Origin of the sequence: Undibacterium sp. WLHG33, from assembly GCF_049544815.1 — a bacterium.
In the GTDB taxonomy this organism is placed as follows: Bacteria; Pseudomonadota; Gammaproteobacteria; order Burkholderiales; family Burkholderiaceae_D; genus Undibacterium.
Genome location: NZ_CP186697.1, coordinates 3,111,457 through 3,135,179, shown reverse-complemented (window position 1 = coordinate 3,135,179; position 23,723 = coordinate 3,111,457). Strand labels below are relative to the sequence as shown.

The following is a 23,723-nucleotide window of genomic DNA, read 5'->3' as shown; positions in this document are numbered from 1 at the left end:
ATAGTGATGACAGATTCTGTGATGACTCCTAATGATGCTTATTCTCCCGCCAGTGTTACGTCTGCTGACCACATTGACGATGCAGCAAACCTGCTTTCCTATGCAAAAGCGGATGCTATTCAACAACAATTACCTTTTGCCGGCAGCCTGACACCGGTGGATGCATGGCGTCTTGTGCAGATTGGCGCCGCCTCTCTCGTGGATGTTCGTACAAATGAAGAACGTAAGTTTGTTGGCCATGTTCCCGGCAGCCAGCACATTGCGTGGGCGACAGGTACCGCGCTGACCCGTAATCCGCGCTTCGTCAAGGAATTTGAAAGCAAACTTAAAGATAAGACCGCCGTATTTGTATTGTTGTGTCGCAGTGGTAAACGTTCGGCAGCAGCGGCCGAAGTGCTGACTAAGGCTGGATTTGTGAACGTCTTTAATATCACCGAGGGGTTTGAGGGTGAAATTAATGAGAATCAGCAACGCGGTCAGATCGGCGGCTGGCGCCTGCATTCCTTACCCTGGGTTCAGGATTAGGCAGATATCAAGGATTGCAAAGAGCCAGCAACGGCGCCTGTTGATTTTGTCAGCCGCAAGCTGTTTCTCACCTGAACTGAGCAGAGTGATGACTAATATTAAAACGGATAATCAATCGAATACGCCCATAAAGCAGCGTAGTTCGTTATTCGGTATCGAGCAGGTTGTCAGTGAGCTGGCTACTGTTCGTCAAGCATGGCGCAGCCGCCAAGTGCGCTCAGCAGAACCGGGTGGACGCGAGCTGCCATCAAGGGACGCATTGACAAAAATACTCGAAGATTTACGCGGAGCGCTATTTCCCATGCGGCTTGGTCCGCCTGAATTGCGTCAGGAAAGTGAAGATTTTTACGTTGGGCATACCCTTGATTCTGTTCTCCATTCATTGCTGGCGCAGGTGAGACTGGAACTGAGTTATGCGTCGCGCTATAACAATCATCATGTGCTGCATACCGAAGACCAGGCGGTATCTATCGTACGCACTTTTTCCCGCTGTTTACCACAGATACGCAGCCTGCTCGACAGCGATGTGATTGCCGCTTATCAGGGCGATCCTGCCGCCCGCAGTGTCGATGAAGTATTACTCTGCTATCCCGGCGTGCTGGCTATGATTTATCACCGGGTTGCACATCAATTGTATTTGCTGGGCGTACCTTTACTGGCACGTATCGTCGCAGAAATTGCACACAGCCAGACCGGCATTGATATTCATCCCGGTGCGCAGATTGGCCCTGGTTTTTTCATTGATCACGGTACTGGTGTGGTGATTGGTGAAACCGCGGTCATTGGTCAGCGCGTGCGTATTTATCAGGCCGTGACACTTGGAGCGAAACGTTTTCCCGCCGATGAAGCAGGCAACTTGCAGAAAGGATTGCCGCGCCACCCCATCGTTGAGGATGACGTCGTCATTTATGCCGGTGCGACCGTCTTAGGGCGGATCACGCTGGGACGTGGCGCGACGATTGGTGGCAATGTCTGGGTCACGAATGACGTAGCACCCGGCAGCCATGTCAGTCAGGCGAGTTTGCGCCATGAACAGAATGTCGAAGCGCCTCGTCCGGAGTGATGATGAAAGAGCTTTGCAATTGCTTTGGCATTGCCGTTCGTCAGGCGCGAGATGCACATCAGTGGTCGCAGGAGATGCTGGCGGAAAAAGCAAATCTGAATCGGTCTTATGTAGGCGAGATTGAGCGCGGAAAAGTGATTCCGTCGTTGGTGACGATGGAAAAGCTGGCGCTGGCATTAGGTCTGCGTATGTCAGAACTGCTGGCTCGCTGTGAGGATGTACGCCATGCCCAGGCAATGCAAAAGATGTCCTTGATGGCGATAGCATGTTGAATGAGGGCGATGGGCATCAGACACTGTCTTATCCGATGAATTTTTTTTGTTGTTATTTTTTGCAGTCCGATAAATCCACTTACTCATGGAGTGACCTATGTCTGATGTACCTTCGCCGAATTTTGCACTGGGCGATAATGCTGCCCGTCAGTTAGCCAATGCAACCAAAACCGTTCCGCAGTTATCGACCATTTCTCCACGCTGGCTGGTGCATCTGCTGCAATGGCTGCCGGTTGAAGCAGGTATTTACCGGCTCAATAAAGTAAAAAATCCTAAGGATGTGCGCGTTGCCTGTTCTCAGCGTGACGAATCTGAATTACCGCAAACGTTTGTTGATTATGAAGAGCAACCGCGCGAATATTTCCTGAATGCAGTTGCTACCGTACTGGATGTGCATACCCGTATTTCCGATTTGTATAGCAGCCCCCACGATCAGATTAAAGAACAATTACGTCTGACCGTAGAAACAATCAAAGAGCGTCAGGAAAGCGAGCTGATTAATAACCCTGATTATGGTCTGCTGGCGAATGTGCATGATGATCAGCGCATATCGACGCTGACTGGCGCACCGACACCTGACGATCTGGACGATCTGCTGACCAAAGTATGGAAAGAGCCAGGCTTTTTCCTCGCGCATCCGTTGGCGATTGCAGCGTTCGGCCGCGAATGCACGCGTCGCGGCGTTCCTCCTCCGACAGTCAGCCTGTTTGGTTCGCAATTCCTGACATGGCGCGGCGTTCCTCTGGTTCCATCTGACAAATTACCGATTGACGACGGCAAAACTAAAATCATTTTGCTGCGCGTTGGTGAAAAACGGCAAGGTGTGGTTGGTCTGTTCCAGCCCGGGCTGGCTGGTGAACAGAGCCCTGGTTTGTCAGTACGTTTTATGGGCATTAACCGTAATGCGATTGCTTCTTATCTGATTTCTCTTTACTGCTCATTGGCAGTGTTGACGGATGATGCCCTGGCTGTGTTGGACGATGTAGAGATCGGTAAATACCATGACTATCCTGACACCTACAAATAATAGTCAGGTGTCTGCGGACGGTGTGCCGGATGAGGCACTGCTGAATCGCATGGCATCTGAATTCTTCGCGCTGGTGCCGGGTGCTGCTCAGGCGGCTGCGCAATTCCTGCCGGGATTGTCGCACCTGAATGACCCGCAGCCAGCGCCGGTGTCTCCTAGCGGGAAAGCACCTGTTATCGAGCCACAAAGCAGTTTATTTGCACATGTAGCACCATTGGCAGAACTGGGCATTGCGCAGGGTGTACCCGCGATCTATGCGGCGGCCTTGCCGCACAATGGTGGTAGCAGCATTGCACCATCCCGGCCTCTGGCTGGTGGGGCAGGTTCGTCGTATTATTTTTTAAGCGGGGAACATGCTGATCCATCTGCGGATACGGGGCTGGACAGTCTGGCGGCGCAGGCCACAGGAAGCGATCAGGTCGCCGCCCGCGCCTTTGGCTTACCAGGACAGGATCAATTGCAGCGGTTGCTAGGAGAGTTGTATCCGGCGAAAACGGCAACCGCCACATCAGCCACACCGGCAAATGAATTGTCGGCCACCTATTATTTTCAGCAAGGCGAACAAAATTACTGGGATGCTGCTCCCCGCGCTGCGAATCCTGCTTTGGCCGCACCATTTGATATCCATGCCGTACGGCGCGATTTTCCGATATTGGCCGAGCGTGTGAATGGCAAACAACTGGTCTGGTTTGATAATGCCGCGACGACGCAAAAGCCGCAATCGGTGATCGACAGGCTCAGCTATTTTTATGCACACGAGAATTCCAATATTCATCGTGCTGCACACGAACTGGCAGCGCGCGCAACCGATGCTTACGAAGGTGCGCGCAATACCGTGGCACGTTTTCTGGGGGCGGCGTCGCCAGAGGAAATTATCTTCGTTCGCGGTGCAACGGAAGCGATTAATCTGGTCGCCAATACTTTCGGTAAAAAGTTTATCGGTGCCGGTGATGAAATCATCGTGTCGCAACTTGAGCATCATGCCAACATCGTTCCGTGGCAACAGCTGGCGGCAGAAAAGGGCGCAGTGATACGTGTGATTCCGGTGGATGACAGCGGCCAGATTCTGCTGGATGAATATCGCAAACTGCTCAACAGCAAGACCCGTCTGGTCTCGGTCACGCAGGTGTCGAATGCACTGGGTACCATCACACCGGTACAGGAGATCATTACGCTCGCGCATAGTGCCGGCGCGCGCGTACTGGTGGATGGTGCGCAGGCAGTGTCGCACCTGCGTGTCAATGTACAGGCGCTGGATGCCGATTTCTATGTGTTTTCCGGACACAAAGTATTCGGCCCCACTGGCATCGGTGTTGTCTATGGTAAAAAGGCTTTACTGGAGCAGTTACCACCGTGGCAGGGTGGCGGCAATATGATTGCGGATGTGACTTTTGAACGAACCCAATATCAACCTGCACCAGCGCGTTTTGAGGCTGGTACCGGCAATATTGCCGATGCCGTAGGTCTGGGTGCTGCGATCGACTATGTGGAACGTATCGGTATTGAAAAAATTGCTTTGTACGAACATGCTTTGCTTGAGTATGCAACCCATGGTCTGAAAAGCATACCTGGCGTACGCCTGATAGGCACGGCTCATGCGAAGGCGAGTGTGGCGTCTTTTGTTCTCGCTGGCTACAAGACCGAAGAAGTCGGGCATGCTCTGAATCAGGAGGGCATTGCAGTGCGTTCAGGTCATCATTGCGCACAACCGATATTGCGACGCTTTGGTGTTGAGGCAACCGTGCGTCCTTCGTTCGCGTTTTACAATACCTGCGATGAAATTGACCGCCTGATTGCAGTGGTTAAACGTTTGTTGGCGACCCGCCGAAGCTGAGCAAAAATGACTGGCTGCCGTTGACAAATCAGCGTCGCGGCATCAGTCAATTCTGATTGCAGCTGTGAAAAAGCCGTATCCCTTTGTCATTCAGGGATACGGCTTGTATTTCATGTTTCTGTGATGTTATCGCTGGCAGATACTCCAATTTCACGCTGGCAGGGGTGTGCATCGGGAATTCTTTGCTGTAAGAGTGCGACCGCTTTTCGTTACCAATGGTAGCCGTGGTTCCTTTGAACTGGAACAGGGGGAACATGTGCTGAGGTAAGGAAAGCAGACTGCTACCTCAGAAGCGTTCAGAATTTCCAGCCGTAAGCGACGCCGGCAATATTTTCGCTGAGAGAGATATTCGCATTCCCGGCACCAAAAGATGCAGGAATCGAATTGTTGCCATTGACAGTCTTTTTGAAGCCGTGCGTATAAGAGAAACTGAGCTCAGCACCGTTCGCAAGCTTGTATGTAGCGCCCAGCGTCAGATGATCCTGCACCACACCCGGTGCGAGAACGTTGAAAAAAGTTTCGCTTGCAGGAACAGCCTGGCCGCCGTGATTATAGCCGGCACGCAGGGTCAGATCATTGCTGTAATCATAGATTGCACCCACTTTGACGACAGTGATGTCGCGCCAGCCAAAGCCTGCTCCTTTTTCAGAACCGAGTGGATTGCCGGCAAATAAGTTTGCCAGAGGGTTGGCGATGGAACTGATATCGCCATACTTGATTTGTTGCAGATCGGCTGCCAGCGTTAATTGCGGATGTACCTTGTATGCCAGACCAACACCGTAATTTTCTGGAATATCAAATCCGCCGCCTTGCGCGAACAGGCCACGGTATTTTTCAAAATTGCCTGTTTTGACTTTCGATGCCCAGGTCGCACCCAGCGTCAGCTCGGGTGTGATCTGTTCGGTCCAGCCCAAGCGCAGTCCCCAGCCGGTCGAGCTGTCATTGCCGTTATCGGTCAGGTTTTTACTGTCGATGGACGCAGATGAAAAAACACTGACGCCTTTTGCTGAAAATCGTTGATAAGCAAAATTGACGGCTGCACCAAATGCATGCTGATCATTGACTTTGTATGCCAGTGACGGTGAGATGAATAACTGTTCCAGATTGACACCGGCGCTGCCTTTACTGCCAAATCCGGCGTAAGGATTTTTACCATAATCGGTATTCATGCCGCCATTGCCATAAGCCGCAATACCAACACTGATATCCCGGCTCAACTGTCTGGTGTAGCCCAATTCGGGTAACCAGAAATTCTTTTTATCATTTCCGTCGTAGCTGCCATTGACTCCGGGAACACCGTTTCCGGTGATCTCGGTATTGCGGCTGGGACTAAACCAGCTGAGCCCGCCGTCAACACGGTTTCCTGTCCATGCAATCCCGGCGGGATTGCTGGCCGCCGCCAGGCTGTCTTGTGGCAAGGCGATGCCCGCACCGCCGGTGGCTTGAGTTTTAACACCATAGCCATGAGAAAAATAGCCGTCGGTAGCAAAGGCAGTGGATGCCGTCAGCAAGCTCAATGCCATGATGTTGAATTGTAATTTTGCTTGTTTCATAGAAGTCTCGTTAAATACAGAGCAGGCAGATTTCAATCTGACCACGCTCCTGATTAAATGCGGAATGGCGTTCAGACGAGATTTAATCTTCGATAGAAAAAACAAGGAACTATTATTTTTATATTTGCATATATGATTTAGTGCCAGTTAATTTTCGCAGAGACTTTGTCACAGGTAAAACGCAGCGACAGAATTTGTCATAAGAAAAAAACGATAAAAATATCTGGAATTTTTATTGCTTAAAAAAGACAAGACGCATTGAATGCAGTCTTTTGGTCATGTTGCTTTCGGGATGCGCCTGATCGATAGATTCGTAAAAATGATTCCTGCATCCTTGAAGAAGAACAGGCGTGCTGGCACGCAATTCAGGTAAATGCTCGGCGAATTTTTCAGTCTGACCGGCTACGATGGCGACAGGATGTCAGATCGATTTGCTGTGCTGTTGTCAACCCGGAGCGGTATCAGATGAGCGATACTTTTTTAGTGTAATAGCCAGTTTGATGTGATCACACACCAGCGAGAAATTGTTGCTCTGTTTTATATTATTTGTATTAACATCGGGCGGCGCAGTTATTTTTCTCATTTCTTCAGGAGCCTGTCTATGTCTTCTCGCCGTACTGTTGTTGCTTCCCGTGTTCTTACCGGAACCATGCTCGCCGCGCTGAGTTTTGCAATTCCGGCGCTGGCCAAAGATTTGCCAGTCAAATCGGCGAAGACCATGCCCGAACTGATCAAGGCGTCCTCTGCTGCGGACTGGCGTGCTTTGAATCCGGAAAATACTTTGTATCTGGAGTTGGAAAAAGGCCGCGTCGTGATTGAGCTTGCACCGGATTTCGCCCCGCAACATGCGGCAAATATCAAGGCGCTGATACGCGAAGGCTATTTCGATGGTTTAGCTATTGTGCGTTCACAGGAAAATTATGTCGTGCAATGGGCGGACCCGGATGAAAAACGGGAACTGAAAACCGCGAAGAAAAATCTGGAGCCGGAATTTACCGTGCCTTATTCCCCGCTATTGCCATTCACTCGCTTGCCGGATGCGGATGGTTATGCGCCGCAGGTGGGACATGCGAATGGCTTTGCAGCGGGCAGAGATCCTAAGTCAGGCAGAGCCTGGCTCGCACATTGTTATGCCAGCGTTGGCGTTGCCCGTGGTAATGAAGCAAACAGTGGCAACGGCACGTCCTTGTATGTGGTGACCGGCCATGCACCACGTCAGTTAGACAGGAATATCACCGTAGTCGGGCGCGTCATGCAAGGCATGGAATTGCTGACGACACTGCCACGCGGCACTGGGGCACTGGGCTTTTATGAGAAGCCGGAACAACGCACACCTATCGTTGCGATGAAAGTTGCGGCGGATGTGCCGGAAGCGGAACGCAGCAGGCTGGAAATTATTCGTACTGAATCTGCAACGTTTAAAGCGATTGTCGCAGCACAGAGAAATCGTGGTGGCGAATGGTATAAAGTCCCGGCTGGTTATATAGATTTATGCAATGTGCCTTTACCGGTACGCCAGCAAAAAAACTGAATACTTCCTTGTTGATGAGCTGTTACTATCAAGTGGACGACAAATAAAAAAAGCACATTGAATGTGCTTTTTTTATTGCGAGGAAAAATTCACTCTGACATTACTGAATTTTTTCTGTCTTATTTTCTGTCACAGCACCCGCCGGTTTTCTGAGTGTGTCCAAGCCCGGCGGGTTGGCATTGAACCACAGCCACCCTGTATCGATGGCACGATGTCTGAGACTCCATTGATTGAAACTGGCGCACACAAATATCACCGATAACAGGCAGATCGCCATCACGCTTGTTATGCTGAACGCGTATAGCAAGACTTTCCAGACTGGTACATCCGGTACCGCACTTTGTGCGAACATCAGAATAATGCCTGTGAGTACAGTCAGACAAATCAGGGATTTGCTGAGGATAGATGACGAGCGCAACATGTCGGGACTCCTTTTTGATTTGATCGAAAAGACAGACTACGAAGTTTGCAAATGACGACAGTAATCAACCCTATCGTGAAACAAAGTACTGTGCAAATATTTTTTATTGATACCTGCAGATGATGGGGCCGTGTTGTTGAACCAGCAGAAGCTTAATAGATATGCAGATTATTTTGTGTATTGCTCCGTGATGATGTCCAGAGTTTTATCCTTTTTCATTTCTTCCATGGCTTTGTTGAAGGCGGTGATGATCCTGGAATAATCCTTTTTCTTATTGAATGTCAGATAACTAGGGACAGATTCAACACTGGGACTTAGTTCTCTGATTTGATCTGCCACACCTGCTTTTCTTGCTGCGGTCAGAAACACATCGCGATAGCTGGGAGCAAGATCAAAACGTTCTGCTGCCAGCATTCTGACTAAAGAATCGATACTGATTGTTTTGCTGACCTTATTCCAAGTGCCGGTATTGATCATGCCATCAATTTTTTCGCCGTAGCTGGTGCTCTGAATGACGCCGATTTTTACCGGCGCTAATTTTGATAAGTCGCCGTCAAACTGGATCGTGGAATTTGTGCGAACGAATAGCGCTTCAACCTGGGTCATGACAGGTATGGCGGTGAAACTTAGAAATGCTTCACGCTCGGGGGATTTGAACGAAGAAAATACGCCGTCAACGGTGCCATCGCGCACTTCGGAAAGGCAACGCGCCCAGGGTTTTAATTCTATTCTGATTGGATAGCCAGCACGGCGGAATGCCTCGGTAACGATATCGACCAATAGCCCTGCAGGTTTGCCATTTTCCATGTAGGCCGTTGGCCGGCTGTCTGCTGCGGCCAGAACCAGCGTCTCAGCCTTTGCTGTGCAGATTGCGGAAACAGCGAGCAAGGAAATAAAAAAAATCGCCAGAAGCCGGTGCGTCCATTTTGCATTGGTATCAGTTTTCTGATGCATCTGATGACGCTCCTCAGTGGCTAAGGATCTGGTTTGGTCTGACAAAAAAACGCCCAGGCATCTATCAAACCACAGAGACTGACAGCATTTGCCGACGATTTTTAATATAACTTTTGAAACATCCTACCTCAAAAAAAAGCTTGATCGATTTTATTGATGGAACGGAACGGGCAGGCGTATCGGTGCCAGTACGTCTGCCCGCAAGAGCGTTTGCATTGATGTGCGTAGTATCGCTGCGCCGGATTATGGCTCTCCGCGTGGATTTTTTCTATCGCGGCAATCAGCTCATCGCTGAGTTCGACTTCGTAAGCATCAATATTTTCTTTGAGTTGTTTCAGGTTGGTCGCACCGATAATGGTGCTGGCGACGAACCAGCGTGAATAACACCAGGCGAGCGCGAGTTGGGTTGGCGTCAGGCCATTCGCGCGTGCCAGATCGGCGTAGCGTTTTGCCGTTTCTAATACCAACGGACGGGTGTAACGCGGGCTCCAGCTGGGCGGGAACAAGGTTAGCCGACCATGCGCATTCAGGTCATCGGCATATTTGCCGGTCAGTTGACCGAATGCCAGCGGGCTGTAGGCAAGCAGGCCGACATTTTCGCGGAAGCAGGTTTCATCCAGCCCTTGTTCAAAAGCGCGGTTCATCAGGTGATAAGCATTCTGTATCGAAGCGATGCGTGGGGCGTTTTGTTTTTCTGCCTGATGGATAAATTCGCTGACACCCCAAGAGGTTTCATTCGAGACGCCGATGGCGCGGATTTTTCCGGCTTTGACCAGTTCATCCAATACGCTCAGCGTCTCTGCAATTGCGGTATGCGGGCGTTCCAGCGCCGGATCAAATTGTTTTTGTCCGAAGATAGGCGCGTTACGACTCGGCCAGTGCAATTGATATAAATCGATGTAATCGGTTTGCAGTCGCTTGAGGCTGGCATCAACTGCGGCGCGGATATTGGCTGCATTCAGATCATTGTGGCCGTTACGTATCCATGGCATGCCACGGGCAGGCCCCGCGACTTTGGTGGCGAGAATAATATCGCGGCGTTTGCCGGATTTTTTGAGCCAGCTGCCGATGTATTGTTCAGTTTTTCCTTGCGTTTCGGCGCGCGGCATGACCGGATACATCTCTGCGGTGTCGATAAAATTGATGCCGCGTGCCAGAGCGTAATCGAGCTGGCTGTGCGCCTCGGCTTCGGTGTTTTGTTCACCGAATGTCATGGTGCCGAGGCAGATTTTGGATACTTTTAAATCACTGTTGCCGAGGTGTGTTGTTTGCATTTTTTCTCTCAACAATCATTCATCAAACATTGTTAAAGCATTTTTAAATTAATACGAGCGTACGTTGTGCAACGCTGCGGCACATTCCCTGATCAGCGCCGGGCCCTGATAAATCAGGCCGGAATACAGTTGTACCAGTGACGCGCCTGCCTGTATTTTTGTCACTGCATCCTCGCCGGAGAAAATGCCGCCGACGCCGATGATGGGCAATTCTTCACCGAGTTCTGCTTTCAGTGCGCGGATCACGCGATTCGATAATTCAAACACGGGTTTGCCGGATAAGCCGCCAGCTTCTTCTGCATGTGGCAGACCTTGCACCGCATCGCGGGTGATCGTGGTATTGGTGGCGATGACGCCATCCATCTTGTGACGCAACAGCGCATCGGCGATGGTTTTGATTTGCTCGGCATCGATATCCGGTGCAATTTTCAGCGCCACCGGCACATAGCGTTTGTGTTGATCGGCCAGGCGTTGCTGGGCATCCTTGAGTTGCGACAACAGACTGTCTAACTCGCCCGCACCTTGTAACTGGCGCAGGTTTTTGGTGTTCGGTGAAGAAATATTCACCGTCACATAACTCGCGTACGGATACACTTTTTGCAGGCAGTGCAGATAATCTTCGGCGGCACGTTCTATCGGCGTGTCGGCGTTTTTGCCGATGTTCAGGCCGAGCACACCTTGCTTTTCCTGATAAAAGCGCGATGACTGCACATTGTTGACGAATGCATCAACGCCGCCGTTGTTGAATCCCATACGGTTGATGATCGCTTCTGCTTTTGGCAGGCGGAACATGCGTGGCTGCGGATTACCCGGCTGCGCGCGCGGCGTGACGGTGCCGATTTCTATCGAGCCAAAACCGAGCGCGGCGAGGCCGTCGATGTAGGCGCCGTCTTTGTCCAACCCCGCCGCCAGCCCGACCGGATTCGGGAAATGCACCCCCATGACAGTACGCACATCGGCGGCTGGTTTGCTGATCAGACCGCCAAGACCGAGATGGCAGAGTCCGCGCAGTGCAGGCAAGGCAAAGTGGTGGGCGGCTTCCGGTTCCATTGCGAACAGCAGCGGACGTGCCAGCGAGTAAAGTAAGTTATTTGCCATGATATTTATAAAAAATGGGGGGTATATAAGAAAAAAGCCGAATTGTCAGCGTAAATAGTGGGCTTTAAAAAATACTGGGGGGAGTATATTTGAGCTGTTTTTCCGCATTTTGATGTGTTTTCAGATGATTCTCAGACTGATTACGCCGCCAGCGTTTGCCATTGTCCATGCATCAGCGCATCAAGCGGCGTGAAATTGGTTTTGTAAGCCATCTTGGCGCTGGCGGCAATCCAGTAGCCAAGATAAACATAGGGCAGTTTTAATTCTTTGCTCTGCCGTATTTGCCACAAGACGTTGTAAGTACCATACGAGGCGGCTGCTTCATCCGGTTCAAAAAACGTGTAGACAGATGACAAACCGTCGCTCAGTACGTCGATGATACTGACCATTTTCAGTACATGGTGTTCGTCGCGGAATTCAACCAGACGGGTATTGACCCGGCTTTGCAACAGAAACTGCGCATATTGTTCGCGGCTGTCGTTATCCATGCCACCGCCGGTGTGACGCTGATTCTGATAGCGCTGATACAGTTCATAGTGCTCGTGCGAATACGCGAGTGTCGTCACGCGTGCTGTCAGATTCGCGTGTTTTTTCCACGCCCGGCGCTGGCTGCGGTTTTCGCTGAATTCATCCACCCTGACTCTGACCGGGGTACAGGCACGGCAGGCGTCGCAATACGGGCGATAGATGAAATTACCACTGCGCCGGAAACCTTTTCTGACCAGTTCTGAATATGTGTCTGCATTAATCAGATGCGCCGGTGTCGCCACTTGCGAGCGCGCCTCCAGTCCTTCCAGATAGCTGCAAGGGTAGGGCGCGGTTGCATAAAACTGTATGCTCGCAAAAGGAAGTTCGTTGAGTTGCGTCACGGTGATTTACTTTGCTGTCATTGATATAGCGTCCTCAGCGGTTGCCATTCCTCGATCATCGGTTGTGTGGTCGCCTGTGCTATCCAACGGATAAACTCGGCGCGGGCGATGGGTTTTGCGCCCAGTGAAGCCAGGTGCGCTGTCTCTTGCTGGCAGTCTATCATTTTCACTCCGTGTTCACGTAAGAAAAATACCAGGTGACTCAGCGCAATTTTGGAGGCATTCGATACCCGTGCAAACATGGATTCGCCATAAAACATGCGACCGATGCAAACGCCGTAAGCGCCGCCGGCTAACTCACCATCGAGCCAGACTTCGGATGAGTGCGCGTAACCGAGCTGATGCAGACCGCAGTAGCCCGCCACGATGTCTTCGGATATCCAGGTGCCGTTGCCATCTTTGCGCGGTGCCGCGCAGGCGCGCATGACTTGTTCAAAAGCCGAGTCAAAGCGGATTTCCCAGCGAGGATCGGTACGGATTTTTTTTAAGCTTTTTTTCAGACTGTCTGAAATTCTGAAGTCCGATATTTGCAGCACCATGCGCGGGTCGGTGGACCACCACAATATCGGCTGGCCTTCAGAAAACCAGGGGAAAATACCTTGTTTGTATGCCATTAAAAGGCGCTGCGGCGACAGATCTGCTCCTGCTGCCAGAAGGCCAGCCGCACCATCCCGCTCAGTAAGTGCCGTCGCTGCATCAGGAAAGGGCGTTTCCGCTTCCAGCCAGGGAATCATCGCACTCCTTTCTGTATTTGCACTAAAACTGCGCTTTTGTGGCGTGCAAAATGCTTGTACATGGTGCGTGTTAAATTGATATTATCCATAAAATTCAATGACTTAAAGTGTTTGCACCAAATTGGAATGTTTATTGCTTTATCTGTGTGAAATTAATTCAGAAGTGCACATTTAATGGGAGGTATCAGCATGAACGTACAAATCGATGGCGCCAATGCTTTGTTTATTTTGCTCGGTGCAATCATGATTCTAGCAATGCACGCAGGATTTGCGTTTCTGGAATTAGGCACTGTGCGCAAAAAAAACCAGGTCAACGCACTGGTGAAGATTATTGTCGATTTCGCGGTATCGACGATTGCTTATTTCTTTGTCGGTTACAGCATCGCTTATGGCATCCAGTTTTATTCCGGCGCTGAAGTGCTGGTGGCAAAGAATGGTTTTGAGCTAGTGAAATTTTTCTTTTTACTGACCTTTGCGGCAGCGATACCGGCAATTATTTCCGGCGGCATTGCCGAGCGCGCTAAATTCTATCCGCAACTGATTGCAACGGCAGTGCTGGTCGGTGTTTTATATCCTTTGTTTGAAGGCATCGCCTGGAATCACCGCTTCGGCATTCAGGACTGGCTGAAAGCGGCTTTTTCTGAGGAGTTCCATGATTTCGCCGGTTCTGTTGTGGTGCATGCTTTTGGCGGATGGGTCGCGTTGCCTGCGGTGCTGCTGCTGGGCGCGCGCCGTGGCCGGTATATGAAAAATGGCGCGATTGCGGCGCACCCACCTTCCAGTATTCCATTTCTGGCGCTGGGTGCGTGGATATTAACGGTGGGCTGGTTCGGCTTCAACGTCATGAGCGCACAGACGCTGGATAAGATGAATGGTCTGGTGGCGATTAATTCCCTGATGGCGATGGTGGGCGGAACGCTGGTCGCTTTGCTGATGGGGAAGAATGATCCCGGCTTTGTGTATAACGGCCCGCTGGCGGGTCTGGTCGCGGTTTGCGCCGGCTCTGATCTGATGCATCCTCTGGGGGCGCTGATCACCGGTGGTGTGGCCGGTGCTATTTTTGTCTGGATGTTCACCTGGACACAAAATAAATGGAAGGTGGATGATGTGCTCGGTGTCTGGCCTTTGCATGGTTTGTGCGGCGCGTGGGGCGGGATGGCTGCCGGTATTTTTGGTCAGAAGATGCTGGGCGGGCTGGGCGGCGTCAGTTTGTTGTCGCAAGTCTTTGGTACCGTGCTCGGCATTGTGATTGCATTTTCCGGTGGCTACGCGATTTACGGTTTGTTGAAAAAAACCATGGGCATACGTCTCGATCCTGAGCAGGAATTCGAGGGGGCTGATTTGTCGATACATAAAATTTCATCGACGGCAGAGCGCGAATCCAGTTGGTAATATCTGCTGAAGATGGCGATCGCAGTGCTGGAGTATCAGCGAGAGAGGTGAGGCTTCAAAATAAAAAAGGGTGGAATTTCCACCCTTTTTTATTTTGAAGCATCTTTGCGTGGTATCGCTTAATCTTCTTGTCGCATCGGTTTAAAGATGTCATGCGCGTAGAGTTTGTAGCATTCACCTTGCTGGGCACGGCTGTAGTTTTCAAAAAAGAATTTCAGGGTATAGCTGATGGTTGGGAAGGCAATCTCATTCCACGGGATTTCTTTTTCTGAGAACAGTTGCACTTCCAGACTTTCCGTGCCTGCTGCGTAATTCAGATCCAGTAAAGTGGCGCGGTAAAACAGATGTACCTGATGCACATGCGGCACATTCAGAATAGAGAATAAGTCGTGTAACTGGATATTGGCGCCGGCTTCTTCCTCCGTTTCTCTTTGTGCTGCCTGTGCGGTCGTTTCATTGTTTTCCATGAAGCCTGCCGGTAAAGTCCAGTAGCCGTAGCGTGGCGCGATCGCCCGTTTGCAAAGCAGGATTTTCAATTCGCCATTCTCTTCCCATACCGGTATTGAGCCGACTACCATCTTGGGATTCTGATAATGGATGGCGCCGCAAGACGTGCAGACGAAACGTTCGCGGGTATCGTCAGCGGGGATCTTCAGCTCGACGGGAGCCGCGCAATCGGAACAGAATTTCATGGTAAATGGCGAAAAAATTAAGCGGTCTCAGCAGTGTATCAATTCATCGCGCGTTTGGCGTGCTTTGACTGGTAATTGTCATTGCATTGCGAAAGATTTGCGCAAAGCAGCAAAAACGTGTATAGTTTATCCCTTCAGACGCGGGGTGGAGCAGTCTGGCAGCTCGTCGGGCTCATAACCCGAAGGTCGTAGGTTCAAATCCTGCCCCCGCAACCAGAATTACAAAAAAAAGCCGCGTTGTTACGTGGCTTTTTTTTCTTAGAACGATGATTATTTTTGATTGTGTTCCACAATATGGACTACAATCTAGCATCTACTGATTTGACGGGTCGGGCACCACTTATTTTTTTGTGCTCTCAAATACACCCTGATCTGCCCTCTTGATGGGCGTCGTCACCTGAATGGGGTGCGACAAAATTAAATGCATAAAGTTGTGGGTTGAAGCAAGTTTATTGCTGCTTCGTCCTGCTGTATGACATCTATTAAACCCGTGTAATTACTATTTGCATGAATACTGCTGAGGCAAAGCGAGTCCTCGAAACAGCCTTGTTATGCGCGCCTGAGCCGCTGACCGTGAATTCCATGAAAAAGCTGTTTCAGGAAACTGACGATCAAGGTGACGTGGTCGGTGCTGACACCATCAAATCGATGCTGGAAGATCTGCGTCTGGACTGGTCGGATAAGGGTATTGAGCTGGTTGGTCTGTCGAATGGCTGGCGTTTCCAGAGTCGTCCTGAAATGCGCGCATATATTGATCGGCTCAATCCTGAGAAACCACCCAAATATTCCCGGGCGACGATGGAAACCTTGGCTATTATTGCCTATCGCCAGCCTGTGACGAGGGGTGATATCGAAGAAATTCGTGGCGTGACTGTTGCCTCGCAAATGATCAAGGCGCTGGAGGATCGTTGCTGGATTGAGGTGATCGGTCATCGTGATGTCCCCGGGCGTCCGGCTCTGTTTGCAACGACAAAGCAGTTTTTAAGTGATCTTGGTCTCGCCTCGCTGGATCAGTTGCCGCCTCTGCAGCAAATTACGAAGGCTGATGCGGATGAGTCTCCTGAGGCGTCCGCTGATGAGTCAGTGCCGGGTAGTCTCGCGGAGCGGTTGAGTGCGGGTGCTCAGGAAAGTTTTAGTTTGATGCAGTCATCCTCTGAAGAGATTGCATCTGGGCAGGAAGATGCACCTGAAGTTGGGGGTGTTGAGCTTGTTGCTGTTGAAAATACAAGTGATCAGGCGACCGGAGGGCTGGTGCCGGATACGGAATCGGGTGCTGATCTGCTTCAGCAGTCTCAAATAGAATTGAAGAATGAATCCAATGAATCCTGAAGATGTGAATAACGATCAGGCGCAAAATGGCGCCGATAATGGAAAGCCAGTCAAACGCGGCGTACGCGGTCCGCGCAATATGCGCAGAACCCGAGCTAAACCGGATGTTGTTGCGTCAGCAGAGGTGACTGAGTCCGCTGATGTTGCGTCGTCTGTTGTGTCAAATGCTGCTGCTGAGCGTTCGCGTTCCCCGAATCAGAATCGTCAGCGTAAGTCGCGTACTGATCGTGCTGACGGTGGACAGTCATCTGCCCGCGCTGAGCGCTCTGCACGTGAAGCGGGTTCCGCTGGTGCGCGTGGTAACGGGCGTCGTCCGCAGCAGGTTAAAGGTGCTCGTCGCGGTGCTGATACTCCGGATGATGTGTTTTCATTTGTCACATCCGAGGCATTTGATGCCGACGTTGCTGAAGATGAAAAGTCGAAGGGGAAGGGGCGTAATACCAAGTCTGTGCGTCGTGATCTGACGGCGGATGATGATGCACCTAAGTTGCACAAGGTTCTTGCGGAAGCGGGACTTGGCTCGCGGCGTGATATGGAAGATCTGATTGTTGCCGGTCGCGTGTCGGTGAACGGAGAGCCGGCGCATATCGGGCAGCGTATTCTGCCTACCGATCAGGTGCGGATTAATGGTAAGCCGATTATGCGCAAGGTCAGTAAAAAGCCGCCGCGCGTCCTGATTTACCATAAGCCTGCCGGTGAAATTGTCAGTACGAATGATCCTGAGGGGCGCAATTCGGTATTTGAAAGCCTGCCGACGATGAAGGTCGGCAAGTGGCTGGCAGTTGGTCGTCTCGATTACAACACAGAAGGATTGCTCTTATTTACCACGTCCGGTGATCTGGCGAACCGTCTGATGCATCCCCGTTACGGTATTGAACGCGAATATGCGGTCCGCACTCTTGGTGAGCTCGAAGAAGGGATGCGTCAGCGTCTGCTGGCTGGTGTGGAGCTGGAAGATGGTATGGCGCAGTTCTCCAAAATTACCGATGGTGGTGGTGAGGGGGTGAATAAGTGGTATCGCGTGATTATTGGCGAGGGCCGTAATCGTGAGGTGCGTCGTATGTTTGAGGCGGTTGGCTTGACCGTTTCACGTCTGATCCGTACCCGTTACGGTGCAATGACATTGCCTGCCAACCTGAAGCGTGGTCGCTGGGAAGAGTTGGGTGAGGATGCTGTCCGTAGCCTGATGAAATTAAGCGGGCTGGAAAAAGCGGCTTCTGATAAACCTGCGGCAAAAAGTGGCAAAAGTTACGGCAATAAAGTGCCGTTTGGTGTCACGCCCTTTACGCAAAAGCAATCATCTTTCCCTATGTCAGGCGGGCGTGGTGAATATGGCTCAGGTCGTGGTAGTAACACTAGTGGCAATAAGTCTGGCAGCGCAGGAGGTTCCGGGAATAAGCGCAGCAGGCAGCCTGATCCACTACAAACAGCACTGGGTTTTCCTGATGTGGGGCAACAGCGCCGTGGGCCAACAATCCGTGGCAGCGGACAGGCGATAGGGCAGGGGGTTGCCGCACGCAGACGTGCGCGTGGTGCTTGATTTAGTGGCATGAATTATCGTTGTTTTGCCCTGTCTTCCATTGCGATGGGGTAAATAATCGTTTATAATCTGGTAGTTAGCAGATTACGCCTGAAGAGTTGTTTGGCTCGGGTGCTACGAAAAAAAGATGGGCAGTTGCCCATTTTTTTTTGGTCTTATCGTTTGGTATGACTGATTTTGTGTGAGTGCAGGTTTGTGACTTTCGGAGAATAGTTTGGTTTTGCTGGATTTAATAGAGAAGACTGTCAACGGCACTGGATATGATCTGGTGGATTTTGAACAGGCTGAACGTGGCCTGTTCAGGGTATACATCGATTTTTTGCCGGACGATATTGAGAAAGGCAACATCACAGTTGAGGACTGTGAGAAGGTCAGTCATCAGTTGTCGCATGTGCTGACGGTTGAAAATGTTAATTACAATCGTCTGGAAGTATCTTCGCCGGGTCTCGACAGGCCGCTGAAGAAGCTTGCAGACTATGTGCGTTTTGCCGGTGAAAAAGCCAACGTGAAATTACGTATGTCTTTACCTGGTACGCCAAACCGTAAAACATTCGAAGGCATTTTGCATGAGCCTGAGGGTGATAATCTGAAGCTGGAATTTGAAGTAAAAGATGGGTCGGCCATGCTGGAGTTTACGCTCGCCGATGTGGATAAGGCACGTCTGGTGCCGCAAGTGGATTTTAGGAGTCGCAAAGCATGAGTCGTGATTTGTTGTTATTGGTTGATGTGCTGGCACGCGAAAAAAACGTCGATGAAGAAGTTGTTTTCGGCGCGCTGGAGCATGCTTTAGCGCAAGCGACAAAAAAGCGTTTTCCAGGTGAAGTGGATATTCGCGTTGAAATTGATCGCGACACCGGTGAGTTTCGTTCTTTCCGTCGCTGGCATGTCGTTCCTGATGAGGCTGGTTTGCAATTGCCGGATCAGGAAATTCTGCATTTCGAAGCGGTTGAGGATGACCCTGAAATTCAGATTGGCGACTATATCGAAGAAGAAATCGAGTCCGTTGATTTTGGCCGTCGTTTTGCACAGGATACAAAGCAAGTTGTTCTGCAGCGTATTCGTGATGCAGAACGTGAGCAGATCCTGGCTGACTTCCTTGAGCGCGGCGATTCGCTGGTCACTGGTACGATTAAACGTATGGAACGCGGTGATGCGGTAGTTGAGTCTGGTAAAATTGAGGCTCGCCTGCCACGCGATCAAATGATTCCTAAAGAAAATTTGCGTGTTGGTGATCGTGTCCGTGCATATATTTTGCGTATTGATCGCAATGCCCGCGGACCGCAGGTGATCTTGTCCCGTACAGCGCCCGAATTCATCATGAAATTGTTTGAGCTGGAAGTGCCCGAAATTGAACAGGGTTCTCTGGTAATCAAGTCTGCCGCTCGCGACCCTGGTGTCCGCGCGAAAATCGCTGTTTATACAGCGGATAAACGTATTGATCCTATCGGTACTTGTGTAGGTATGCGCGGTTCCCGCGTTCAGGCTGTCACTGGCGAACTAGGCGGCGAACGTGTTGATATCGTGTTGTGGTCTGAAGATCCTGCTCAATTCGTGATCGGTGCACTGGCGCCGGCGAACGTGTCTTCTATCATGGTCGATGAAGACAAGCACGGTATGGATGTGGTGGTTGACGAAGAAAATCTTGCGATTGCCATCGGCCGCAGCGGTCAGAATGTACGCCTCGCGTCGGAACTGACTGGCTGGCAAATTAATATCATGACGGCGGAAGAGTCTGCCAGCAAAGCGGAGCAGGAAACTGCCGGTATTCGCGCTTTGTTCATGGAAAAACTCGATGTCGATCAGGAAGTTGCAGAGATTCTGGTCGAAGAAGGTTTCTCCAGTCTGGAAGAAATAGCTTATGTGCCTATCACTGAAATGCTGGAAATTGAGGCGTTTGATGAAGATACGGTTAATGAGCTGCGTAACCGTGCACGAGATGCGCTGCTGACGGAAGCGATTGCTTCTGAAGAAGGGCTCGAGGGCATGGACGAAAAACTGATCAACCTGGAAGGAATGACGCGTGTGATCGCCGGTAAGCTGGGGCTGGCTGGCATCAAGACGCTGGAAGCCTTTGCTGGTCTGGCGTACGACGAATTTGGCGCGATTTTGGCATTGTCTGCCGACCGTTCACGCCATTTAATTAAAGAAGCATTTGAAGATGTGACCGATGATGAGATGAAGCTCATCGACGCTAAATATGATGATCAGGCCAAGGCTTTGTTAGCCAATGCCTGGAAACTCGTAGAAGCAAAGTAATTCACGGGTTTCATATTCATAACGCGCACATAGAAAAAGAGGACTGAATGGCGAGTAACAACGTTGCCCAATTTGCCACCGAGCTGAAAATGTCAGCGGAATTGTTGCTCACGCAATTGCGTGGAGCGGGTGTCGAAAAAAATTCGACGTCAGATTCGTTGACAAAAGAAGATAAAGACCGATTGCTGGAACATCTGCGTCGTTCACATGGATCTTCGGTTGACATTGAAAAGAAAAAAATCACGGTGACTCGTAAAGAGACAACGGAGATTAAGCAGGCGGATGCGACAGGCAAATCTCGCACCATTCAGGTTGAAGTCCGTAAGAAGCGTACGTTCGTCAAACGCGATGAAGTGGCCGCGGATGATGTTGCAGCGCGAGCTGTTGCAGCCGAGCCGACAGAGCCAGCGGTCAGTGAAGAAGAGGCCCGCCGCGAAGCTGAACTGATAGCACGTCAGGAAGCTGAGTTGCGTGAGAAGCAGGAGCGTCTTGCCAAGCTGGAAGCTGAAAAGGAAGCTCAGGCAAAAGCAATGCGTGAAGCTGCGGAAGCAGAAGCTGCCAAAGCAGCGGCAGAGCGGCTGAAGGCTGAGCAAGCCGCAGCCGCTGCTGCCGCAGCAAAAACTGTGGAGGCGAAGCCTTCCCAGTCAGATGAAGAGAAAAAACGTTTGGAAGCAGAAGAAGCAAAGAAAAAAGCTGCCTTAGAAGCAAAAGAAGCCGCAGAGCGTGCAGCGGCTACAGAAAAGGCAAGAAAAGCAGTAGCTGACGAAGTTGCGCAGATCAAAGAAATGATGAATGCAGCGCGTCGTCCAGTTAAAGCAGCGCCATCTGCGCCTGCGGTGACAGCTAAGGCTGAAGGTACCTTGCATAAACCGGCAGATAAAAAAGCCGGAGATAAAAAGCCAGCAGTGGCAAGTGCAGACAAAAAGGATGACAAAAAGCCGGCGACCGGAGATAAGAAGGCGATTAAATCCGCGAATGTCTCCTCTACGTGGCAGGAAGATTCTAAAAAACGCAGCGGTGGTCTGAAAACCCGTGGCGATACTTCCGGTGGTCGTGAAGGCTGGAAAGGCGGTCCGAAAGGACGCCGTAATAGTCATCATGAAGAACGTGAGTCTAACTTCCAGGTGCCTGTTGAAGCGATAGTAAAAGATGTTTATGTACCGGAAACACTGACAGTCGCGGAGTTAGCACACAAGATGTCGGTCAAGGCGTCTGAGGTTATCAAGCATCTGATGAAATTAGGCCAGATGTGCACGATTAACCAGGTTCTTGATCAGGAAACAGCAATGATTCTGGTTGAGGAAATGGGGCATAAAGCATTTGCCGCCAAACTTGACGATCCGGAAGCGTTGCTGACTGATGCTGCTGAACATACTGAGTACGAGTCTTTCCCGCGTGCGCCTGTGGTGACAGTGATGGGTCACGTCGATCACGGTAAAACATCGTTGCTGGATTACATTCGCCGTTCCAAAGTGGCATCGGGTGAGGCAGGCGGTATTACGCAGCACATTGGTGCTTATCACGTTGAAACTCCGCGCGGTATGATCACATTCCTTGATACTCCGGGGCATGAGGCATTTACTGCGATGCGTGCACGTGGTGCGCAAGCGACCGATATCGTGATTCTGGTCGTGGCCGCCGACGACGGCGTTATGCCGCAGACAAGAGAAGCGATTGCGCATGCAAAAGCAGCAGGTGTGCCACTGGTTGTCGCTATCAATAAAATTGATAAGCCGGGTGGCAATGCAGATCGCGTGACGCAAGAGCTGATCGCTGAAAGCGTCGTTCCAGAAGAATACGGGGGCGATTCACCATTTGTTCAGGTGTCAGCAAAAACCGGTTTTGGTATCGACTCGCTGTTGGAAAACGTGTTGCTGCAGGCCGAAGTGCTGGAATTGAAAGCACCGAAAGATGCGCCTGCCAAAGGACTGGTTGTTGAGGCGCGTTTGGATAAAGGTCGCGGTACGGTTGCCACTATTCTGGTGCAGTCCGGCACTCTGAAACGTGGTGACGTAGTACTGGCGGGTTCTTCCTACGGTCGCGTTCGTGCGATGCTGGATGAGAATGGCGTCAATATTACTGAAGCTGGTCCGTCGATCCCGGTGGAGATTCAGGGGCTGACAGAAGTGCCGGCGGCAGGTGAAGAAGTCATGGTGATGGTTGATGAGCGCAAAGCACGTGAAATTGCTTTGTTCCGTCAGGGTAAATTCCGTGATGTCAAACTGGCGAAACAGCAGGCCGCTAAACTCGAAAACATGTTTGAAAACATGGGCGAGGGTGAAGTTAAAAATCTGCCTATCATCGTCAAAACCGACGTACAAGGTTCCCAGGAAGCTCTGGTTCAGTCTTTACAGAAATTGTCTACCAGCGAAGTGCGTGTGCAGGTTGTGCACGCGGCAGTTGGTGGCATCTCTGAAAATGACGTCAATCTGGCGGTTGCTTCTAAGGCCGTTATTATTGGCTTTAACACCCGCGCTGATGCGTCTGCACGCAAGCTGGCAGAGTCGAATGGTGTGGATATTCGCTACTACAACATCATTTACGATGCTGTCGATGAAGTGAAAGCGGCCTTGTCCGGCATGCTGGCGCCGGAAAAACGTGAACAGATCATCGGTATGGTTGAAGTTAAGCAGGTATTCCTGGTCAGCAAAGTCGGTGCGATTGCAGGTTGTCTGGTCACTGATGGTATGGTGAAACGGACATCGTCTGTCCGTCTGTTGCGCAATAATGTCGTCACATGGACTGGTGAGCTGGATTCCCTGAAACGCTATAAAGATGACGCTAAAGAAGTTCGCGCCGGTATGGAATGCGGTTTGTCGCTGAAAGGCTATAACGACATTCAGGTTGGCGATAACCTAGAAATATTTGAAGTACAGGAAATTGCACGTACTCTGTAAGTCAAGCCAACCCCGGCCCAGGCCGGGGTTCTGGTTTATAGAGGCAAAAAATAATTTATGGCAAAACATAGTAAAAATATACCGGGTCGTGGTTTGCGCGTTGCTGATCAGATTCAGAAGGATCTGGCTGAAATCATCTGGTCTGAGTTGAAAGACCCGCGCGTTGGTATGATCACGCTGACGGAGGTGCAGCTCACACCTGATTATGCACACGCAAAAATTTTCTTCACGACACTGGCAGACGATCCGGCTGCCATTAAAGCAACAAGTGATGCGCTGGCGCGCGCCGCTGGTTTTCTGCGAGCCCAATTGGGTTTGCGTTTGCATATCCATACTCTGCCGCAATTGCACTTCATCCATGACACATCAACGATACGTGGTATGGCCATGTCTAAGCTGATTGATGAAGCGAATGCCACCCGTGCTAAAGACGATGGCGAAAACTGATCTCTGACCGGAGTT

21 protein-coding genes and 1 tRNA gene are annotated in these 23,723 nt (G+C 50.8%); 14 read left to right on the top strand and 8 right to left on the bottom strand.

Annotation, left to right across the window (positions count from 1 at the left end):
- Positions 1 to 21 precede the first annotated feature (21 nt).
- From ACOTSW_RS14250 to ACOTSW_RS14230, 5 genes are all read left to right on the top strand, one after another.
- Positions 22 to 525 (top strand): rhodanese-like domain-containing protein, encoded by a 504-nt coding sequence (locus tag ACOTSW_RS14250; protein WP_423679721.1) that lies wholly within the window; start codon positions 22 to 24, stop codon positions 523 to 525.
- 88 nt (positions 526 to 613) lie between these two features.
- Complete coding sequence (gene epsC, locus ACOTSW_RS14245) at positions 614 to 1,588, top strand: serine O-acetyltransferase EpsC (protein ID WP_423679720.1); 975 nt, start codon at positions 614 to 616, stop codon at positions 1,586 to 1,588.
- On the top strand, positions 1,588 to 1,860 hold the full coding sequence (locus ACOTSW_RS14240; RefSeq protein ID WP_423679719.1) for a helix-turn-helix domain-containing protein: 273 nt from the start codon (positions 1,588 to 1,590) through the stop codon (positions 1,858 to 1,860). Before epsC ends, ACOTSW_RS14240 begins: the two co-directional genes overlap by 1 nt.
- Before the next feature lie 97 nt (positions 1,861 to 1,957).
- A complete protein-coding gene (locus tag ACOTSW_RS14235) occupies positions 1,958 to 2,887 on the top strand; it encodes a family 2A encapsulin nanocompartment shell protein (protein ID WP_423679718.1) in 930 nt (309 codons plus the stop codon).
- A complete protein-coding gene (locus ACOTSW_RS14230) occupies positions 2,862 to 4,721 on the top strand; it encodes a family 2A encapsulin nanocompartment cargo protein cysteine desulfurase (protein WP_423679717.1) in 1,860 nt (619 codons plus the stop codon). The genes ACOTSW_RS14235 and ACOTSW_RS14230 overlap by 26 nt, the downstream gene beginning before the upstream one ends.
- 296 nt (positions 4,722 to 5,017) lie before the next feature.
- Here the strand turns inward: ACOTSW_RS14230 and ACOTSW_RS14225 are convergent, their stop codons facing one another.
- Entirely contained in the window at positions 5,018 to 6,274 is a 1,257-nt protein-coding gene (locus ACOTSW_RS14225; protein WP_423679716.1) for an OmpP1/FadL family transporter, read from the bottom strand.
- A gap of 601 nt (positions 6,275 to 6,875) precedes the next feature.
- On the opposite strand from ACOTSW_RS14225, the gene ACOTSW_RS14220 reads away from it, so the two are divergent.
- On the top strand, positions 6,876 to 7,805 hold the full coding sequence (locus ACOTSW_RS14220; protein ID WP_423679715.1) for a peptidylprolyl isomerase: 930 nt from the start codon (positions 6,876 to 6,878) through the stop codon (positions 7,803 to 7,805).
- A gap of 100 nt (positions 7,806 to 7,905) precedes the next feature.
- Here ACOTSW_RS14220 and ACOTSW_RS14215 read toward each other — a convergent pair whose 3' ends face one another.
- From ACOTSW_RS14215 to aat, 6 genes are all read right to left on the bottom strand, one after another.
- On the bottom strand, positions 7,906 to 8,226 hold the full coding sequence (locus ACOTSW_RS14215) for a hypothetical protein (RefSeq protein ID WP_423679714.1): 321 nt from the start codon (positions 8,224 to 8,226) through the stop codon (positions 7,906 to 7,908).
- A gap of 168 nt (positions 8,227 to 8,394) precedes the next feature.
- Entirely contained in the window at positions 8,395 to 9,180 is a 786-nt protein-coding gene (locus ACOTSW_RS14210; RefSeq protein ID WP_423679713.1) for a substrate-binding periplasmic protein, read from the bottom strand.
- Positions 9,181 to 9,308: 128 nt separating this feature from the next.
- On the bottom strand, positions 9,309 to 10,454 hold the full coding sequence (locus ACOTSW_RS14205; protein WP_423679712.1) for an aldo/keto reductase: 1,146 nt from the start codon (positions 10,452 to 10,454) through the stop codon (positions 9,309 to 9,311).
- 48 nt (positions 10,455 to 10,502) lie between these two features.
- Positions 10,503 to 11,552 (bottom strand): quinone-dependent dihydroorotate dehydrogenase, encoded by a 1,050-nt coding sequence (locus ACOTSW_RS14200; RefSeq protein WP_190480830.1) that lies wholly within the window; start codon positions 11,550 to 11,552, stop codon positions 10,503 to 10,505.
- A gap of 140 nt (positions 11,553 to 11,692) precedes the next feature.
- Complete coding sequence (locus ACOTSW_RS14195) at positions 11,693 to 12,421, bottom strand: arginyltransferase (RefSeq protein ID WP_423679711.1); 729 nt, start codon at positions 12,419 to 12,421, stop codon at positions 11,693 to 11,695.
- 17 nt (positions 12,422 to 12,438) lie between these two features.
- Positions 12,439 to 13,155 carry a leucyl/phenylalanyl-tRNA--protein transferase gene (gene aat, locus ACOTSW_RS14190; RefSeq protein ID WP_423679710.1) on the bottom strand — a complete coding sequence of 239 codons (717 nt, stop codon included), beginning with the start codon at positions 13,153 to 13,155 and terminating at the stop codon, positions 12,439 to 12,441.
- Positions 13,156 to 13,344: 189 nt separating this feature from the next.
- Between aat and ACOTSW_RS14185 the strand changes: the two genes are divergently transcribed.
- Positions 13,345 to 14,547 carry an ammonium transporter gene (locus ACOTSW_RS14185; RefSeq protein WP_423679709.1) on the top strand — a complete coding sequence of 401 codons (1,203 nt, stop codon included), beginning with the start codon at positions 13,345 to 13,347 and terminating at the stop codon, positions 14,545 to 14,547.
- Between the two features lie 119 nt (positions 14,548 to 14,666).
- Here ACOTSW_RS14185 and ACOTSW_RS14180 read toward each other — a convergent pair whose 3' ends face one another.
- Complete coding sequence (locus ACOTSW_RS14180; protein ID WP_423679708.1) at positions 14,667 to 15,239, bottom strand: NUDIX hydrolase; 573 nt, start codon at positions 15,237 to 15,239, stop codon at positions 14,667 to 14,669.
- A gap of 139 nt (positions 15,240 to 15,378) precedes the next feature.
- Here ACOTSW_RS14180 and ACOTSW_RS14175 point away from each other — a divergent pair.
- The 7 genes from ACOTSW_RS14175 (at position 15,379) to rbfA (ending at position 23,708) form a co-directional block, all read left to right on the top strand.
- Positions 15,379 to 15,455 (top strand) — tRNA-Met (locus ACOTSW_RS14175).
- Between the two features lie 291 nt (positions 15,456 to 15,746).
- Positions 15,747 to 16,568: an SMC-Scp complex subunit ScpB gene (scpB, locus tag ACOTSW_RS14170; protein WP_423679707.1), complete on the top strand. Its 822-nt coding sequence runs from the start codon at positions 15,747 to 15,749 to the stop codon at positions 16,566 to 16,568.
- Positions 16,549 to 18,108, top strand: a complete 1,560-nt coding sequence (locus ACOTSW_RS14165) for a pseudouridine synthase (protein WP_423679706.1) — start codon at positions 16,549 to 16,551, stop codon at positions 18,106 to 18,108. The genes scpB and ACOTSW_RS14165 overlap by 20 nt, the downstream gene beginning before the upstream one ends.
- Before the next feature lie 214 nt (positions 18,109 to 18,322).
- Positions 18,323 to 18,808 (top strand): ribosome maturation factor RimP, encoded by a 486-nt coding sequence (gene rimP, locus ACOTSW_RS14160; protein WP_423679705.1) that lies wholly within the window; start codon positions 18,323 to 18,325, stop codon positions 18,806 to 18,808.
- A complete protein-coding gene (gene nusA, locus ACOTSW_RS14155) occupies positions 18,805 to 20,364 on the top strand; it encodes a transcription termination factor NusA (RefSeq protein ID WP_423679704.1) in 1,560 nt (519 codons plus the stop codon). Before rimP ends, nusA begins: the two co-directional genes overlap by 4 nt.
- Positions 20,365 to 20,411: 47 nt before the next feature.
- Entirely contained in the window at positions 20,412 to 23,261 is a 2,850-nt protein-coding gene (gene infB, locus ACOTSW_RS14150; protein ID WP_423679703.1) for a translation initiation factor IF-2, read from the top strand.
- A gap of 57 nt (positions 23,262 to 23,318) precedes the next feature.
- On the top strand, positions 23,319 to 23,708 hold the full coding sequence (rbfA, locus tag ACOTSW_RS14145; protein WP_423679702.1) for a 30S ribosome-binding factor RbfA: 390 nt from the start codon (positions 23,319 to 23,321) through the stop codon (positions 23,706 to 23,708).
- Positions 23,709 to 23,723: the final 15 nt, after the last annotated feature.